We start from the raw sequence: 15,687 nt of genomic DNA, 5'->3' as shown, positions 1-15,687 counted from the left end.
CTTCGCGATCCGCGAGGGCGGCCGCACCGTCGGCGCCGGCGTCGTCGCCAGCATCATCGAGTAGGAAAGGACCGGTCGCAGGACACCGGGTCGGCTTCGGCCGGCCCCCTCGTTCTGTCAGACGGATACGGCGAACCATGGACAGCCAGAACATTCGAATCCGCCTCAAGGCGTTCGATCACCGGGTCCTCGACCAGTCGACCGGCGAGATCGTCAACACGGCCAAGCGCACCGGCGCCCAGGTTCGCGGACCGATTCCGCTGCCGACGCGCATCGAGAAGTTCACGGTGAACCGCTCACCGCACATCGACAAGAAGAGCCGCGAGCAGTTCGAAATCCGCACCCACAAGCGGCTGCTCGACATCGTCGACCCGACGCCGCAGACCGTGGACGCGCTGATGAAGCTCGACCTCGCCTCCGGCGTCGATGTCGAGATCAAGTTGAAGGGCTGAGGACGATGCGTACCGGTCTCATCGCCAAGAAGCTGGGCATGACGCGCGTGTTCGACGCCGAGGGTGCGCACGTGCCCGTCACCGTCCTGCACGTCGATGCCTGCCAGGTCGTCGCCCAGCGGACGACGGACAAGGATGGCTACACCGCGCTGCAGCTCGGCGCCGGCACCGCCAAGGTGAAGCGCGTCTCCAAGCCGGAGCGCGAGCGCTTCGCCAAGGCCAAGGTCACGCCGAAGACGAAGCTCGCGGAGTTCCGGGTTTCCGAGGACGCGCTGGTCGAGGTCGGCGCGGAGCTGTCGGCAGGCCATTTCCTCGCCGGCCAGCCGATCGACGTCACCGCGACGACGATCGGCAAGGGCTTCGCCGGCGTCATGAAGCGCCACAACTTCGCCGGCCTGCGCGCCAGCCACGGCGTCTCGATCTCGCACCGCAGCCACGGCTCGACCGGCAACAACCAGGATCCCGGCAAGGTCTTCAAGAACAAGAAGATGGCCGGCCACATGGGCGCCACCCAGGTGACCACGCAGAACCTGACGGTCCATGCCACCGACGCCGGTCGCGGCCTGATCCTGGTGCGCGGCGCGGTGCCCGGCGCCGAGGGCGGCTGGGTGCTGGTTCGCGACGCCGTCAAGCGCAAGCTGCCGGAGGAGCTTCCCTTCCCGGCGGCGCTGATCGAGGCCGCGGCTGCCGCGGCCGCCGGATCCACCGCGCCGGCCGAAGCCGCGCCCGAGGCGAGCGCTGCCGAAGCGACCGCCTCCGAGGCGCCGGCGACGACCGAGCAGAACGAGGAGCAGTGACCATGAAGCATCCGGTCACCACGCTCGACAACAAGGCCGCCGGCGAGATCGAGCTCGACGAGACGGTGTTCGGGCTCGAGCCGCGCGGCGACCTGCTGGCACGCGTCGTCCACTGGCAGCTCGCCAAGCGGCGCGCCGGCACCCACAAGGTGAAGTCGCGCGGCGAGGTTTCGGGCACCTCCAAGAAGGCCTTCAACCAGAAGGGCGGCGGCCGCGCCCGGCGCGGCAACCTGAAGACCAACATCCTGCGCGGCGGCGGCGTCGCCCACGGCCCGGTGCCGCGGTCCCACGCCTACGACCTGCCGCGCAAGGTCCGCAAGCTGGCGCTCAAGACGGCGCTCTCGTCCAAGCTGGCCGACGGCAAGCTGACGGTGGTCGATTCGGTGACGCTCGACAGCCACAAGACGAAGGCGCTGGTCGAGAAGCTGGCCGCGCTCGGCTGGAGCAACACGCTGATCATCGACGGTGCCGCCGTCGAGGAGACCTTCTCCCGCGCGGCGCGCAACATTCCGCTCGTGGACGTGCTGCCGCAGATCGGCGCCAACGTCTACGACATCCTGCGGCGCGATCAGCTGGTGCTGACCAAGGCCGCGGTCGAAGCGCTGGAGGCACGACTGAAATGAGCCGGGGACGTCCGCGCAAGGCAGTAGAGAACAAGGTCTCTTCGGAGCGCATGTTCGAGGTGATCCGTCGCCCGATCATCACCGAGAAGTCGACCCGGGGCTCGGAGCACAACCAGGTGACCTTCGAGGTCGCCCTGGACGCCAGCAAGCCCGAGATCAAGACGGCGGTCGAGAGCCTGTTCAAGGTCAAGGTGATGGCGGTGAACACGCTACGCCAGAAGGGCAAGGCCAAGCGCTTCCGCGGCCGGCCGGGCACGCGCAGCGACTACAAGAAGGCAATGGTGACGCTCGAAGAGGGTCACTCGATCGACGTGACCACGGGGGTCTGACGCCATGGCGTTGAAACAGTACAATCCGACGACGCCGGGCCAGCGCCAGCTGGTGACGGTCGACCGTTCGGCGCTCTGGAAAGGCAAGCCGGTCAAGAAGCTGACCGAGGGCCTGAGCAAGTCGGGCGGCCGCAACAACCAGGGCCACATGACCGCCCGCCGGCGTGGCGGCGGCCACAAGCGGACCTATCGCATCGTCGACTTCAAGCGGCGCAAGTACGACGTCGCCGGAACGGTCGAGCGGCTCGAGTACGATCCGAACCGGACCGCCTTCATCGCGCTGATCCGCTACGAGGACGGCGAGCTGGCCTACATCCTGGCGCCGCAGCGCCTCGGCGTCGGCGACCAGGTGGTGGCGGCCGAGAAGGCCGACATCAAGCCGGGCAACGCCATGCCGCTGCGCTCGATCCCGGTCGGCACGATCGTCCATAACGTCGAGATGAAGCCGGCCAAGGGCGGCCAGATCGCCCGCTCCGCCGGCGCCTACGTCCAGATCGTCGGCCGCGACTCAGGCTACGCCCTGCTGCGCCTGTCCTCCGGCGAGGTCCGCATGGTCCGCGCCGAGTGCATGGCGACGATCGGCGCGGTCTCCAACGCCGACCAGCAGAACATCAACCTGGGCAAGGCCGGCCGCTCGCGCTGGCTGGGCCGCCGCCCCTCGGTGCGCGGCGTCGCGATGAACCCGGTCGATCATCCGCACGGCGGCGGCGAGGGCCGCACCTCCGGCGGTCGCCATCCGGTGACGCCGTGGGGCAAGCCGACCAAGGGCGCGCGTACGCGCAAGAACAAGAAGACCGACAGGCTGATCGTCCGCCGTCGGCACGCGAAGAAGTAGGATCTGAGCCATGTCGCGCTCCGTATGGAAGGGCCCGTTCGTCGACGGCTTTCTGCTGAAGAAGGCCGAGAAGGCGCGCGAGTCGGGTCGCAACGAGATCATCCGGACCTGGTCGCGCCGCTCGACCATCATGCCGCAGTTCATCGGCCTGACGTTCGGCGTGCACAACGGGCAGAAGTTCATTCCGGTGCTCGTGAACGAGAACATGATCGGCCACAAGTTCGGCGAGTTCTCGCCGACGCGGACGTTCCACGGTCACGCCGCCGACAAGAAGGCGAAGCGAGGGTAAGCCGATGAGCAAGCCGAAGACCGAACGGTCCCTGCCGGACAACGAAGCGATGGCCGTGGCGACGCAGCTGCGCACCAGCCCGCGCAAGCTGAACCTCGTCGCCGGCCTGATCCGCGGGCTCTCCGCGGACCGGGCGCTGGCCGAGCTGGAGTTCAGCAAGCGTCGCATCGCCCGCGACGTGCGCAAGGTGCTGCAGTCGGCGATCGCCAACGCCGAGAACAACCACCAGCTCGACGTCGATCGGCTCTATGTCGCCGAGGCGAGCGTCGGCAAGTCGCTGGTCATGCGCCGCTTCCGCCCCCGGGCGCGCGGCCGTGTCGGGCGGATCGAGAAGCCATGGGCGCGTCTGCGCGTGGTCGTGCGCGAACGTGAGGAGAACGTCTGATCATGGGCCAGAAAGTCAATCCGATCGGCCTGCGCCTCGGCATCAACCGGACCTGGGACAGTCGCTGGTTCGCCGACAAGGGCTACGGCGCGCTGCTGCACGAGGACCTGCGCCTGCGCAAGTTCCTGCAGGACCGCCTGAAGCAGGCCGGCATCTCGCGCATCATCATCGAGCGGCCGGCCAAGCGGGCCCGGGTGACCATCCACACCGCCCGTCCGGGCGTGGTCATCGGCAAGAAGGGCGCGGACATCGAGAAGCTGCGCGTCGACCTGCAGAAGATGACCGGTGGCGACGTCCACCTGAACATCGTCGAGGTCCGCAAACCCGAGATCGACGCCAAGCTGATCGCCGACAACATCGCGCAGCAGCTGGAGCGCCGCGTCGCCTTCCGCCGCGCCATGAAGCGCGCCGTGCAGTCGGCCATGCGCCTGGGCGCCCAGGGCATCCGGATCAACTGCTCCGGCCGTCTCGGCGGCGCCGAGATCGCGCGCATGGAGTGGTACCGCGAGGGCCGGGTGCCGCTGCACACGCTGCGCGCCGACATCGACTACGGCGAGACCACCGCGGTGACCACCTACGGGACCTGCGGCGTCAAGGTCTGGGTGTTCAAGGGCGAGATCCTCGCCCATGACCCGATGGCGCAGGAGCGCCGCGCCAGCGAGATGCAGACCGGCCCGGCGCCGCGCGCCTGATCCGGACGATAGGGAAGAGTAGGGAAACGGAACGATGCTGCAGCCGAAGCGCACCAAATACCGCAAGCAGCACAAGGGGCGCATCCATGGCCAGGCCAAGGGTGGCACCCAGCTGGACTTCGGGGCCTACGGCCTGAAGGCGCTCGAGCCCGGCCGCATCTCGTCGCGCCAGATCGAGGCCGCGCGCCGCGCCATCACGCGTCGCATGAAGCGCGTCGGCAAGCTGTGGATCCGGATCTTCCCGGACGTGCCGGTCACCTCGAAGCCGGCCGAGGTCCGCCAGGGCAAGGGCAAGGGCAGCGTCGAGTGGTGGGCGGCCCGCGTGAAGCCGGGCCGGGTGATGTTCGAGCTCGACGGCGTCAACGCCGAGATCGCTCGCGACGCCTTCCGGCTGGCTTCCGCCAAGCTGCCGATCCAGACCAAGTTCATCGCCCGCCTGGGCGAGGAGGGGTGAGCCGATGAAGGCCGCAGACGTCCGTACCAAGTCCGAAGACGAGCTCAAGGAGCAGCTGCTGTCGCTGCGCAAGGAAGCCTTCAACCTGCGCTTCCAGAAGGCCAGCGGCCAGCTTGAGAACACCGCGCGCGCTCGCCTGGTCCGGCGGGACATCGCGCGCATCAAGACCGTGCTGCGCCAGAAGACGCAGCCCGCCGTTCAGGAGTCGTGAGCCGATGCCGCGTCGTATTCTCCAAGGGGTCGTGGTCAGCAACAAGGCTGACAAGACCGTCAGCGTCCAGGTGACGCGGCGCGTCATGCACCCGCTGTACAAGAAGTTCATCCGCCGCTCGAAGAAGTACCACGCCCACGATGGCGAGAACGCCTGCAAGATCGGCGACGTGGTGCGGATTCGCGAGTGCCGGCCGATCTCCAAGACCAAGTGCTGGGAGGTGGTGACCGACGAGGCCGCCGCCGGCGCCCAGAACGCCGCCGGCTAAGGATAGCGCGTCATGATCCAGATGCAGTCCAATCTCGAGGTCGCCGACAACTCCGGCGCGCGGCGTGTCCAGTGCATCAAGGTGCTGGGCGGCTCGAAGCGCCGCTTTGCCGGCATCGGCGACGTCATCGTCGTCTCCGTGAAGGAGGCGATTCCGCGGGGCCGGGTGAAGAAGGGCGACGTGCTGCGCGCCGTGATCGTGCGCACCGCCAAGGACATCCGCCGCAACGACGGCACGTCGATCCGCTTCGACGGCAATGCCGCCGTCCTGATCAACAAGCAGGGCGAGCCGATCGGGACCCGTATCTTCGGCCCGGTGACCCGCGAGCTGCGCGCCAAGAAGTTCATGAAGATCATCTCCTTGGCGCCCGAGGTGCTGTGATGAAGAAGTTCAAGATCCGCAAGGGCGACCGCGTGGTCGTCACGACCGGCAAGGACCGGGGCAAGGCCGGCGACGTGCTGCGCGTGCTGCGCAAGGACGAGCGCGTGCTCGTCCAGGGCGTCAACCTGGTCAAGAAGCACCAGCGTCAGTCCGCCCGGCAGGAGGGCGGCATCGTCGAGATCGAGGCGCCGGTCCATATTTCCAACGTGGCCCACGTCGATCCGAACGACGGCAAGGCGACTCGCGTCGGCTGGAAGGTGCTGGAGGACGGCCGCAAGGTCCGCTTCTCGCGCCGGACCGGCGAGACGATCGACCGCTGAGGGTGAGGACGAGGACGAGAACGATGGCGGCCCGTTTGAAGGAACACTACGAGACGGTCGTGAAGCCGAAGCTCAAGAAGGAGCAGAGCTACGCGAACGATCTGCAGGTGCCGCGCCTGGAGAAGATCGTCATCAACATGGGCGTCGGCGAGGCAGTCGCCGACTCCAAGAAGCTGACGACCGCTGTGGGCGAGCTGACGCTGATCGCCGGCCAGAAGCCGGTGACCACGCGCGCCAAGAACTCGATCGCCGGCTTCAAGCTGCGCGAGGGCATGGCGATCGGCTGCAAGGTGACGCTGCGGCGCGAGCGCATGTACGAGTTCCTGGACCGGCTGGTGAACATCGCCCTGCCGCGCGTCCGAGACTTTCGGGGGCTCAACGGCAAGTCCTTCGACGGCCACGGCAACTATGCCATGGGCCTGAAGGAGCAGCTGGTGTTCCCCGAGATCGAGTACGACAAGATCGAGGACGTCCGCGGCATGGACATCATCATCTGCACCACGGCCAAGACCGACGCAGAAGCGAAGGCCTTGCTGACCGAGTTCGAGCTGCCGTTCCGGATCTGAGCGGCGAAGGGAAAGAGAGCCGATGGCGAAGAAGTCTTCAGTCGAGCGCAACAAGAAGCGCATCAGGATGGCCAAGCGCGATTCCGCCAAGCGGGCGCAGCTGAAGGAGACGGTGCGCGACCGCACGCTGTCTCCGGAGGAGCGCTTCCAGGCGGTGATCTCGCTGGCCGACCTGCCGCGCAACGGCGCGGCGAACCGCGTGCGCAACCGCTGCGAAGTCACCGGTCGCTCCCGGGGCTACTATCGGAAACTCAAGATGTCTCGCATCTCGCTGCGCGATCTGGCTTCCAAGGGCCAGATCCCCGGGATGACGAAGTCGAGCTGGTAAGAGGAGCGGCCCCATGGCGCTTACCGATCCCTTGGGCGATATGCTGACCCGCATCAGAAACGGACAGCAGGCGCGCAAGTCCAAGATCCAGGCCCCTTTCTCGAGGCTTCGCTGCAACGTGCTCGAGGTGCTTCAGCGTGAGGGCTACATCCGTGCCTGGCGCGAGTCCCTCAACGAGCGCGGGCATCCCGTAATCGAGATCGAGCTGAAGTATCACGAGGGCGAGCCCGTGATCCGCGAGATCGCGCGTGTGTCCAAACCGGGCCGCCGCGTCTACTCGCAGATCAAGGAGCTGCCGCGTGTCTACAACGGACTCGGCATCACGATTCTCTCGACCCCGCGTGGGGTGATGGCAGACCACGAGGCCCGCGCCGCCAACGTCGGCGGCGAGATCCTCTGCCAGGTGTTCTAGGGAGCTTCAGGTATGTCGCGCGTAGGTAAGAACCCGGTCGTGGTGCCGAGCGGCGTCGATGTCCAGATCGCCGCCAATCTGGTCACCGCCAAGGGCAAGCTCGGCGAGCTCAGGTTCCAGGCGACCGACGACGTCTCGGTCGAGATGAAGGAAGGCAAGGTCTGGGTGACGCCGAAGGACGACGGCAAGCGGGCCCGCTCGATGTGGGGCACGGCGCGCGCGCAGATCCAGAACCTGGTCAGCGGCGTCTCCGAGGGCTTCACCCGGCGGCTCGAGATCACCGGCGTCGGCTATCGAGCCGCGGTCCAGGGCCAGAACCTGAGCCTGCAGCTAGGCTTCAGCCACGACGTCAACTATCCGATCCCCGAGGGGATCAAGGTGGTCTGCGAGCGCCCGACCTCGATCTCCATCTCCGGCGCCGACAAGCAGGTCGTCGGGCAGATGGCTGCCGAGATCCGCGGCTATCGGCCGCCCGAGCCCTACAAGGGCAAGGGCATCCGCTATTCGGACGAGCAGATCCTGCGCAAGGAAGGTAAGAAGAAGTAATGGCGACGTCTCATCGCGAACTGCGGCTGAAGCGGGCCTACCGGACTCGCGCCAGCCTGCGCAAGAGGGCGGGCGGACGCCTGCGTCTCAGCGTCTTCCGCTCCTCGAAGCACATCTACGCCCAGGTCATCGACGACACCCGCGGCGTCACCCTGGTGACCGCCTCGACCGTCGACAAGGAGTTGAAGGGCAAGCTGAAATCGGGTGCCGACATCGGCGCGGCCGCCGAAGTCGGCAAGCTGGTCGCCGCGCGCGCCAAGCAGCAGGGCGTCGATACGGTGTTCTTCGACCGCGGCGGCTATCTCTATCACGGCCGGGTGCGCGCACTCGCCGACGCCGCCCGTGAGGGCGGCCTGCAGTTCTGATCGGAAGGTAGACAAAGATGGCACGAGGCCAGAGAGACGATCGCGGCGGTGGCCGGGATCGCGAAGACAGCGAGTTCGTCGACAAGCTCGTCGGCATCAACCGCGTCGCCAAGGTGGTGAAGGGCGGTCGGCGCTTCGGCTTCGCCGCTCTGGTCATCGTCGGCGACCAGCGCGGCCGGGTCGGCTTCGGACACGGCAAGGCGCGCGAGGTGCCGGAGGCGATCCGCAAGGCGACCGAGGAGGCCAAGAAGAAGATGGTCCGCGTGCCGCTGCGCGAGGGCCGGACGCTGCACCACGACGTGCGCGGCCACTTCGGCGCCGGCAAGGTCATCCTGCGCATGGCGCCGGTCGGCACCGGCATCATCGCCGGCGGCCCGATGCGGGCGATCTTCGAGTGCCTGGGCATCCACGACGTGGTCGCCAAGTCGCTCGGCACGCAGAATCCCTACAACATGATCCGCGCGACCTTCGACGCCCTGGTGTCGATGCAGAGCCCGCGCGTGGTCGCCCAGCGCCGCGGCAAGAAGGTCTCGGACATCATCGGCAAGCGCGAAGAAGCGCAGCCGGCGACGATGTGATCGGCTGAGGCGAGGAACAGCAGATGGCCGCCAAGAAGAAGGACGCCGGCAAGTCCGGCTCCCAGACCGTGACGGTGCGGCAGATCGCCAGCCCGATCGGTCGCCAGCAGGACCAGCACCAGACCCTCAAGGGCCTGGGCCTGGGCAAGATGAACCGGACCCGCACCCTGGAGGACACGCCTTCGGTGCGCGGCATGATCAACAAGATCCGACACCTGGTCACGGTCGTCGAGGCCTGAGGGCCGGACGATCGACGGGCCAGGGACCGGGCAACGGGGCCTTCGCGGCGCCGGCGGCCCGCACAGCAGCTTTCAAGGACGTGGGACGATGAAGCTCAACGAGATTCGCGACAACCCGGGGGCCCGCAAGGTCGGCAAGCGGCTCGGCCGCGGCATCGGCTCCGGGCTCGGCAAGACCTCGGGCAGCGGCCACAAGGGCCAGAAGGCCCGCTCCGGCGTTGCGGTCAAGGGCTTCGAGGGCGGCCAGATGCCGCTCCACCGTCGCCTGCCGAAGCGCGGCTTCACCAACATCTTCCGCCGCGACTACGTCGAGGTGAATCTCGGCCGTCTGCAGCAGGCCGTCGATGCCGGCAAGCTCGACGCCGGCAAGCCGGTCGATGCCGCCGCGCTGAGGGCCGCCGGCCTGTTCAAATCTTCGCGCGACGGCGTGCGCCTGCTTGCGCAGGGCGAGCTCAAGGCCAAGCTTGAGATCACAGTCTCCGGCGCTTCCAAGGCTGCCGTCGCGGCGGTCGAGAAGGCGGGCGGCAGCGTCACCCTGATCCAGCGGCCCGCCGGGAAGCAGGACAAGACCGAAACAGCCGCCGAAGCCTGATCGGGGCCGGCCGGGAAACGGAGAGCCATGGCCTCAGCCGCCGAGCAGCTAGCCGCAAACTTCAACTTCGGCGCCATCGCCAAGGCGACGGAGCTGAAGCAGCGAATCTGGTTCACCCTGGGTGCGCTCATCGTCTATCGCCTCGGGACCTACATTCCGGTCCCGGGGATCGACGCGCAGATTCTCCAGGACATCTTCCAAAGCCAGGCCGGCGGGATCCTGGGCGTGTTCGACATGTTCTCGGGCGGCAGTCTGGGGCGCATGACGATCTTCGCGCTCTCGATCATGCCGTACATCTCGGCGGCCATCATCATGCAGCTGATGACCGCGGTGTCGCCGACCCTCGCCCAGCTCAAGAAGGAAGGCGAGTCGGGCCGCAAGAAGATCAACCAGTACACCCGCTACGGCACGGTCGTCCTGGCCGCCTTCCAGGCCTACGGCATGGCGGTCGGCCTCGAGCGCATGAACACCTCCGCCGGCGTCTCGGCGGTCATCGATCCGGGCGTGTTCTTCCGGCTGGTCACCGTGATCACGCTGACCGGCGGCACGATGTTCCTGATGTGGCTGGGCGAGCAGATCACCCAGCGCGGCGTCGGCAACGGCATCTCGCTGATCATCTTCGCCGGCATCGTCGCGAACCTGCCGCTCGCCATGGCTCAGCTGTTCGAACTCAGCCGGGTCGGCGAGATCTCCTGGGCCGTGCTGCTGCTGTTCCTGGGCATGGCGATCGCCGTCATCGCCTTCATCGTCTTCATGGAGCGGGCGCAGCGCCGGCTGCTCGTGCAGTACCCCAAGCGCCAGGTCGGCAACCGCATGTTCGGTGGCGAGTCGACGCACCTGCCGCTGAAGCTGAACCCCGCCGGCGTGATCCCGCCGATCTTCGCCTCCTCGCTGCTGCTGATGCCGCTGACCGTGGCAGGCTTCGCCAATAGCGGCGCCGGGCAGCCGGGCTGGCTGTCCTGGGTCACGACCAATCTCGCGCACGGCCAGCCGCTCTACATGGTCGCCTACGTCGCGCTGATCATCTTCTTCGCCTTCTTCTATACCTCGATCGTGTTCAATCCGGTCGACACGGCCGACAACCTGAAGAAGCACGGCGGCTTCATCCCCGGCATCCGTCCGGGCAAGAACACCGCGGACTACATCAACTACGTGCTGATGCGCCTGGTGACGGTGGGCGCGCTCTACCTGGCGCTGGTGTGCCTGCTGCCGGAGTTCCTGATCGCCCAGTACGCGGTGCCCTTCTACTTCGGCGGCACCAGCCTGCTGATCGTGGTCAGCGTGACCATGGACACCGTGGCGCAGGTCCACAGCCACCTGCTGGCGCACCAGTACGAAGGCCTCATCAAGAAGGCCAAGCTGAAGGGGAGAAGGGGATGAACATGATCCTGCTGGGCCCGCCGGGGGCGGGGAAGGGGACGCAGGCCTCGATTCTCGAGGAGCGGCACGGCCTGAAACAGCTCTCGACCGGCGACATGCTGCGCAGCGCGGTCGCCTCGGGCAGCGAGCTGGGCCGCCAGGCCAAGCAGATCATGGAAGACGGGCAGCTGATGCCCGACGACCTGATGATCGAGATGATCTCGCGGCGCATCGACGAGCCCGACTGCCGCAAGGGCTTCATCCTCGACGGCTTTCCCCGCACCGTGCCGCAGGCCGAGTCGCTCGACGAGCTGCTCGAGCAGAAGGGCCTGGCGCTGGAGGCGGTGATCGAGATCAAGGTGCCGGACGAGGCGCTGGTTCGACGCATCGAGACGCGCCGCGCCGAGAGCGCGCGCAACGGCAGCGCGGCGCGCAGCGACGACACGGTCGAGACCCTGAACAAGCGGCTCGCCGTCTATCACGGGCAGACGGCGCCGATCCTGCCCTACTACGAGCGTACCGGCCGGCTGAAGCAGGTCGACGGGCTGGCGCCGATCGAGGAGGTCACCGCGCAGATCGAGGAGGTCCTCGGCGTTGCGGTGAAAGGCTGACGAGACACCGGCCGCGGGGCTTGACGCAGACTTGCGCAACCCTATAATCCGCGCTCCCTGGCGCGGAGGTTGCGGGCCGGGTGGATCGCTGTTGCCTCTATGCAAGATTTGGTAAGCGGATAGGAGACCACGGACGTGGCGCGTATCGCTGGTGTGAACATTCCGACGGGCAAGCGCGTGCCGATTGCGCTGACCTACATCCACGGCATCGGCCCGGCGAAAGCCAAGGAGATCTGCGGCAAGGTCGGGATTCCGGACGGCCGCCGCGTCCACGAGCTGACCGACGACGAGGTCGTGCGCATCCGCGAGACCATCGACCGCGACTACTCGGTCGAAGGCGACCTGCGTCGAGAGGTCGCGATGAACATCAAGCGCCTGATGGACCTCGGCTGCTACCGCGGCCTGCGGCACCGCAAGGGGCTGCCGGTGCGTGGGCAGCGCACCCATACGAACTCGCGGACTCGCAAGGGCAAGGCCGTGCCGATCGCCGGCAAGAAGAAGGCGACGCGCTAGTCGCCGACCGCTCAACCGTCAAAGAACGAGAACGCTAGGATCATGGCCAAGCCGCAGACGCGCATTCGCCGCCGCGAGCGCAAGAACATCACGAGCGCGATCGCGCACGTGAACTCCTCCTTCAACAACACGGTGATCACGATCACCGACGTGCAGGGCAATGCGATCTCCTGGTCGTCGGCTGGCAGCCAGGGCTTCAAGGGCTCGCGCAAGTCGACGCCCTATGCCGCCCAGCTCGCCGCCGAATCGGCGGGCCGCAAGGCCCAGGAGCACGGCGTGCGTACCCTCGAGGTCCAGGTCAAGGGGCCGGGCTCGGGCCGCGAGTCGGCGCTGCGCGCGCTGCAGTCAGTCGGCTTCCAGATCACCGCGATCAAGGACGTCACGCCGATCCCGCACAACGGCTGCCGTCCGCCGAAGCGCCGCCGGGTCTGATCCCAGGCGCCCGACCTTAAGTCACCGCGCCCCGACCGCTGCATGGGGACCGGCGCGTGAGCAACGCCGGTTCCGGGACAGGACGGGGCGCTTGAAGCCGACAGGGGCGGCGGCCGTGGTAGGCCGCCGGCCCATCGTCGTTTCATGAACCCGCTCGACAAGCGTGAGGCCACCCCCGTGCTACAGAAGAATTGGACCGACCTGATCAAGCCGAACAAGCTCGACATCCAGGAAGGTGACGATCCCAAGCGCTTCGCCAAGGTCGTCGCCGAGCCGCTCGAGCGCGGCTTCGGCCTGACCCTCGGCAACGCGCTGCGCCGCGTGCTGCTGTCGTCCCTGCAGGGTGCGGCGATCACCGCCATCCAGATCGACGGCGTGCTGCACGAGTTCTCCTCGATCCCCGGCGTGCGCGAGGACGTCACCGACGTCGTCCTCAACGTCAAGTCGATCGCTCTGCGCATGCACGGCGACGGTCCGAAGCGGATGCGCCTGCGCGCCTTCGGTCCGGGCGAGGTGACGGCGGCACAGATCGAGACCGGCCCGGACATCGAGGTCATGAACCAGGACCTGGTGATCTGCACCCTCGACGACGGCGCGCGCATCGACATGGAGCTGACCGTCGCCACCGGCAAGGGCTACGTGCCCGGCTCGCAGAACCGCCCGGAGGACGCGCCGATCGGCCTGATCCCGGTCGACTCCCTGTTCAGCCCGGTGCGCCGCGTCGCCTACAAGGTCGAGAACACCCGTGTCGGCCAGGTCACCGACTACGACAAGCTGACCATGGACATCGAGACCAACGGCGCGATCACCCCGGACGACTCGGTCGCGCTGGCCGCGCGCATCCTGCAGGACCAGCTGCAGCTCTTCATCAACTTCGAGGAGCCGACGGTCCGCGAGAGCGCCGAGGAACGCGCCGAGCCGCCGTTCAACAAGAACCTGCTGCGCAAGGTCGACGAGCTCGAGCTTTCCGTGCGCTCGGCCAACTGCCTGAAGAACGACAACATCGTCTACATCGGCGATCTCGTGCAGAAGACCGAGGCCGAGATGCTGCGGACCCCGAACTTCGGCCGCAAGTCCCTGAACGAGATCAAGGACGTGCTGCAGCAGATGGGCCTGCACCTGGGCATGGAGATCAGCAACTGGCCGCCCGAGAACATCGAGGAGCTGGCCAAGAAGCTGGAAGAGCCCTACTGAGGCTGAGTTGCGGGGGGCGCCGGCGGCGCCTCCCTTCCGATCTGGGCCATACGGGCCCGTCCCGGCCGTTCCGGACAAAGGGCGGCGGGCTGGACAATCGGTCTCGGGCTCCGAGGCCAGGATGAACAGGAGACAGGCGCCATGCGTCACGGCAACGGCCACCGCAAGCTCAACCGCACACCGGCTCACCGCAAGTCGTTGCTGGCCAACATGGCGACGTCGCTGATCGAGCACGAGCAGATCGTCACGACGCTGCCGAAGGCCAAGGAGCTGCGCCGCGTCGTCGATCGCCTGATCACCCTGGGCAAGAGCGGCTCGCTGCACAACCGGCGCCAGGCCGCCATCTCGGTGCGCAACAACGTGATGGTCCAGAAGCTGTTCGGCGAGCTGGCCGAGCGCTACAAGGAGCGCAACGGCGGCTACACGCGCGTGCTCAAGGCCGGCTTCCGCCACGGCGACATGGCGCCGCTCGCGGTCATCGAGCTGGTCGACCGCAACCCCGAGGCCAAGGGCGCCGCCGACAAGGCGCGCCACGAGGCCGAGCGGGCCGAGGTTGGCGAGACCGAGGAGTAGGCTCCCGCCGCTTCCCCAGGCGCGTCCGAAGGCCCCGCTCCGGCGGGGCCTTCCGCGTTTCGGGCCCGCGGTCGGCGGGGCCGGGCTTCCGGGTCGCCCGGTCGTCATCCCGGGCGCGAGAGAGCGCGGGCGTGGGCCCGCTGGCGTTGCCGCCACGGCGCTTGCGTGGTTCGACAGGCTCACCACGAAGCGAGGGCAAGGCCGGGTCGGTGTCGGGCCGCACCGGGCGCCGGGTCGCGCTTCATGGTGAGCCTGTCGAGCCATGGGGCGCGAGAGAGCGGGCGTGGACCCGCTGGCGTCGCCGCCACGGCGCTTGCGTGGTTCGACAGGCTCACCACGAAGCGACGGGGAAGGCCGGGACGGCGTCACGTCGCTCTAGGAAACCTTCACCGTGATCTCGCCGACGCCCTCGACGGTGGCGACCATGACGTCGCCCGGCACGACCGGGCCGACGCCCGCCGGCGTGCCGGTGAAGATCAGGTCGCCCGGCTTCAGCTCGAACAGCGCCGAGAGGTGCTCGATGGTCTCGGGAACCGACCAGATCAGCTCCGAGAGGTCGCCGGTCTGGCGGGCCTCGCCGTTGACCGTGAGCGAGATCCTGCCGCTCTTAGGGTGGCCGATCCGGGCCGCTGGCTGCAGCTCGCCGCAGGGCGCGGAGGCGTCGAAGGCCTTGCCGGCCTCCCAGGGGCGGCCCGCCTTCTTCATCGCGCCCTGCAGGTCCCGGCGGGTCATGTCGAGGCCGACGGCATAACCGTAGATCAGGTCCAGCGCCCGGTCCTTCGCGACCTCCTTGCCGCCCTTGCCGAGCGCCACCACCAGCTCGACCTCGTGATGCACGTTCTCCGACTGCGTCGGGTAGGGGAAGCCCTCGGCCTCGCTGCGCAGCGCGTCGGCGGGCTTCATGAAGAAGAAGGGCGGCTCGCGGTCGGGGTCGAAGCCCATCTCGCGGGCGTGCTCGGCGTAGTTCCGGCCGACGCAGAAGATCCGCCGGACGGGAAAGCGGTCGCCGCTGTCGGCGACGGCGAGCGACGGCTGTTCCCAGGTGGCGATGACGGTACCCATTGGCTGACTTCCTCCGCTTGATCCAGAGCCTCCGGCCGGTGGGGGCCGCGGGCCCCTCTGGTAGCCGCTGGCTCCGGCCGCGACAAGAGCCGCGTCCTGCAAGAGGGTGCGCGGCGGTGGACAGCACCCGCGATACGGATAAAGCAATATCAGTAATCGCGGCGATCTGTTGAATTTTACATTTATTGTTTATTGCAATTTCTGGACGCATGAGAATACAACGCAAAATATAATAAGGAACCATTGAAACGCGTTAACACTTTCACAAGTCGCGGATGATA

28 protein-coding genes are annotated in these 15,687 nt (G+C 67.6%); 27 read left to right on the top strand and 1 reads right to left on the bottom strand.

What is annotated here, in order from left to right; all coding sequences use genetic code 11:
• Window positions 1–137: 137 nt before the first annotated feature.
• The 27 genes from rpsJ to rplQ all read left to right on the top strand — a co-directional run bounded on the left by rpsJ (window position 138) and on the right by rplQ (window position 14,344).
• A complete protein-coding gene (rpsJ, locus tag WD341_RS03295; protein WP_085123969.1) occupies window positions 138–452 on the top strand; it encodes a 30S ribosomal protein S10 in 315 nt (104 codons plus the stop codon).
• Between the two features lie 5 nt (window positions 453–457).
• On the top strand, window positions 458–1,249 hold the full coding sequence (gene rplC / locus WD341_RS03290; protein WP_368423990.1) for a 50S ribosomal protein L3: 792 nt from the start codon (window positions 458–460) through the stop codon (window positions 1,247–1,249).
• 2 nt (window positions 1,250–1,251) lie between these two features.
• A complete protein-coding gene (gene rplD / locus WD341_RS03285) occupies window positions 1,252–1,872 on the top strand; it encodes a 50S ribosomal protein L4 (protein WP_368423989.1) in 621 nt (206 codons plus the stop codon).
• Complete coding sequence (locus WD341_RS03280) at window positions 1,869–2,201, top strand: 50S ribosomal protein L23 (RefSeq protein WP_368423988.1); 333 nt, start codon at window positions 1,869–1,871, stop codon at window positions 2,199–2,201. Before rplD ends, WD341_RS03280 begins: the two co-directional genes overlap by 4 nt.
• 4 nt (window positions 2,202–2,205) lie before the next feature.
• Entirely contained in the window at window positions 2,206–3,036 is an 831-nt protein-coding gene (gene rplB / locus WD341_RS03275; protein WP_368423987.1) for a 50S ribosomal protein L2, read from the top strand.
• A 10-nt stretch (window positions 3,037–3,046) separates the two neighbouring features.
• Window positions 3,047–3,325, top strand: coding sequence for a 30S ribosomal protein S19 (gene rpsS / locus WD341_RS03270; RefSeq protein ID WP_368423986.1), 279 nt, complete (start codon window positions 3,047–3,049; stop codon window positions 3,323–3,325).
• Between the two features lie 4 nt (window positions 3,326–3,329).
• On the top strand, window positions 3,330–3,710 hold the full coding sequence (gene rplV, locus WD341_RS03265) for a 50S ribosomal protein L22 (protein WP_368423985.1): 381 nt from the start codon (window positions 3,330–3,332) through the stop codon (window positions 3,708–3,710).
• 2 nt (window positions 3,711–3,712) lie between these two features.
• Entirely contained in the window at window positions 3,713–4,402 is a 690-nt protein-coding gene (rpsC, locus tag WD341_RS03260; protein ID WP_368423984.1) for a 30S ribosomal protein S3, read from the top strand.
• Window positions 4,403–4,436: 34 nt separating this feature from the next.
• On the top strand, window positions 4,437–4,856 hold the full coding sequence (gene rplP, locus WD341_RS03255; RefSeq protein ID WP_368423983.1) for a 50S ribosomal protein L16: 420 nt from the start codon (window positions 4,437–4,439) through the stop codon (window positions 4,854–4,856).
• Between the two features lie 4 nt (window positions 4,857–4,860).
• Complete coding sequence (rpmC, locus tag WD341_RS03250; protein WP_368423982.1) at window positions 4,861–5,067, top strand: 50S ribosomal protein L29; 207 nt, start codon at window positions 4,861–4,863, stop codon at window positions 5,065–5,067.
• 4 nt (window positions 5,068–5,071) lie between these two features.
• Complete coding sequence (gene rpsQ / locus WD341_RS03245; protein ID WP_368423981.1) at window positions 5,072–5,335, top strand: 30S ribosomal protein S17; 264 nt, start codon at window positions 5,072–5,074, stop codon at window positions 5,333–5,335.
• Window positions 5,336–5,347: 12 nt separating this feature from the next.
• Window positions 5,348–5,716: a 50S ribosomal protein L14 gene (gene rplN, locus WD341_RS03240; RefSeq protein ID WP_368423980.1), complete on the top strand. Its 369-nt coding sequence runs from the start codon at window positions 5,348–5,350 to the stop codon at window positions 5,714–5,716.
• Window positions 5,716–6,036, top strand: a complete 321-nt coding sequence (gene rplX, locus WD341_RS03235; RefSeq protein WP_368423979.1) for a 50S ribosomal protein L24 — start codon at window positions 5,716–5,718, stop codon at window positions 6,034–6,036. The genes rplN and rplX overlap by 1 nt, the downstream gene beginning before the upstream one ends.
• A gap of 23 nt (window positions 6,037–6,059) precedes the next feature.
• On the top strand, window positions 6,060–6,602 hold the full coding sequence (rplE, locus tag WD341_RS03230; protein ID WP_368423978.1) for a 50S ribosomal protein L5: 543 nt from the start codon (window positions 6,060–6,062) through the stop codon (window positions 6,600–6,602).
• 22 nt (window positions 6,603–6,624) lie between these two features.
• Window positions 6,625–6,930 (top strand): 30S ribosomal protein S14, encoded by a 306-nt coding sequence (rpsN, locus tag WD341_RS03225; protein ID WP_368423977.1) that lies wholly within the window; start codon window positions 6,625–6,627, stop codon window positions 6,928–6,930.
• A 13-nt stretch (window positions 6,931–6,943) separates the two neighbouring features.
• Window positions 6,944–7,342 (top strand): 30S ribosomal protein S8, encoded by a 399-nt coding sequence (gene rpsH, locus WD341_RS03220; protein WP_368423976.1) that lies wholly within the window; start codon window positions 6,944–6,946, stop codon window positions 7,340–7,342.
• A gap of 12 nt (window positions 7,343–7,354) precedes the next feature.
• Window positions 7,355–7,888, top strand: coding sequence for a 50S ribosomal protein L6 (gene rplF, locus WD341_RS03215; protein WP_368423975.1), 534 nt, complete (start codon window positions 7,355–7,357; stop codon window positions 7,886–7,888).
• A complete protein-coding gene (gene rplR / locus WD341_RS03210; protein ID WP_368423974.1) occupies window positions 7,888–8,253 on the top strand; it encodes a 50S ribosomal protein L18 in 366 nt (121 codons plus the stop codon). Before rplF ends, rplR begins: the two co-directional genes overlap by 1 nt.
• 17 nt (window positions 8,254–8,270) lie before the next feature.
• Window positions 8,271–8,831 (top strand): 30S ribosomal protein S5, encoded by a 561-nt coding sequence (gene rpsE, locus WD341_RS03205; RefSeq protein ID WP_368423973.1) that lies wholly within the window; start codon window positions 8,271–8,273, stop codon window positions 8,829–8,831.
• Between the two features lie 23 nt (window positions 8,832–8,854).
• Entirely contained in the window at window positions 8,855–9,070 is a 216-nt protein-coding gene (gene rpmD, locus WD341_RS03200; protein WP_368423972.1) for a 50S ribosomal protein L30, read from the top strand.
• A gap of 88 nt (window positions 9,071–9,158) precedes the next feature.
• On the top strand, window positions 9,159–9,662 hold the full coding sequence (gene rplO, locus WD341_RS03195) for a 50S ribosomal protein L15 (protein WP_368423971.1): 504 nt from the start codon (window positions 9,159–9,161) through the stop codon (window positions 9,660–9,662).
• Between the two features lie 27 nt (window positions 9,663–9,689).
• Window positions 9,690–11,042: a preprotein translocase subunit SecY gene (gene secY / locus WD341_RS03190; protein ID WP_368423970.1), complete on the top strand. Its 1,353-nt coding sequence runs from the start codon at window positions 9,690–9,692 to the stop codon at window positions 11,040–11,042.
• Window positions 11,039–11,632, top strand: coding sequence for an adenylate kinase (locus WD341_RS03185; RefSeq protein ID WP_368423969.1), 594 nt, complete (start codon window positions 11,039–11,041; stop codon window positions 11,630–11,632). The genes secY and WD341_RS03185 overlap by 4 nt, the downstream gene beginning before the upstream one ends.
• Before the next feature lie 135 nt (window positions 11,633–11,767).
• On the top strand, window positions 11,768–12,145 hold the full coding sequence (rpsM, locus tag WD341_RS03180) for a 30S ribosomal protein S13 (protein WP_368423968.1): 378 nt from the start codon (window positions 11,768–11,770) through the stop codon (window positions 12,143–12,145).
• Window positions 12,146–12,187: 42 nt separating this feature from the next.
• Window positions 12,188–12,577 carry a 30S ribosomal protein S11 gene (gene rpsK, locus WD341_RS03175; protein WP_368423967.1) on the top strand — a complete coding sequence of 130 codons (390 nt, stop codon included), beginning with the start codon at window positions 12,188–12,190 and terminating at the stop codon, window positions 12,575–12,577.
• A 177-nt stretch (window positions 12,578–12,754) separates the two neighbouring features.
• Window positions 12,755–13,771, top strand: a complete 1,017-nt coding sequence (locus tag WD341_RS03170; protein WP_368423966.1) for a DNA-directed RNA polymerase subunit alpha — start codon at window positions 12,755–12,757, stop codon at window positions 13,769–13,771.
• Window positions 13,772–13,912: 141 nt separating this feature from the next.
• Window positions 13,913–14,344 carry a 50S ribosomal protein L17 gene (gene rplQ, locus WD341_RS03165; RefSeq protein WP_368423965.1) on the top strand — a complete coding sequence of 144 codons (432 nt, stop codon included), beginning with the start codon at window positions 13,913–13,915 and terminating at the stop codon, window positions 14,342–14,344.
• 375 nt (window positions 14,345–14,719) lie between these two features.
• On the opposite strand, the gene WD341_RS03160 is transcribed toward rplQ, so the two are convergent.
• Window positions 14,720–15,406, bottom strand: a complete 687-nt coding sequence (locus WD341_RS03160) for a fumarylacetoacetate hydrolase family protein (protein WP_368423964.1) — start codon at window positions 15,404–15,406, stop codon at window positions 14,720–14,722.
• Window positions 15,407–15,687: the final 281 nt, after the last annotated feature.

Origin of the sequence: Tistlia sp. (assembly GCF_040905785.1) — a bacterium.
Classification (GTDB): domain Bacteria; phylum Pseudomonadota; class Alphaproteobacteria; order Kiloniellales; family DSM-21159; genus Tistlia.
The sequence above is the reverse complement of the archived record's forward strand: the minus strand, read 5'-3'. Positions and strand labels throughout refer to the sequence as shown.